General features: G+C 69.3%; 1 protein-coding gene. It reads left to right on the forward strand.

Annotated features, from left to right (window positions below; all coding sequences use genetic code 11):
• Positions 1–231 (forward strand): heme-binding protein (locus tag BN358_RS25455; RefSeq protein ID WP_019229156.1); only part of this gene is annotated, 231 nt, incomplete at both ends.

Here is a 231-nt window from a genome sequence, read left to right on the forward strand (position 1 = left end):
CACGTCCAGCAACTGGTCCGGGCAGCGGTAGAGAAGGCGCTGGGCACGGCCACCGCAACCACGCGCAGTTATGACCTGGCCACCGCCAAGGCGATGGCAGAGGCGGCGGAGGCGAAGGCGACCGAGTTGGGTGTCCCGGTCGTCTTCGCCGCCGTCGACGCGGGCGGCAACCTGATCCTGCTGCACCGCATGGCCGACTCGCTGCTCGGCAGCATCGACATCGCCACGAAC

Source organism: Sedimentibacter sp. B4 (genome assembly GCF_000309315.1).
In the GTDB taxonomy this organism is placed as follows: Bacteria; Bacillota; Clostridia; order Tissierellales; family Sedimentibacteraceae; genus Sedimentibacter; species Sedimentibacter saalensis.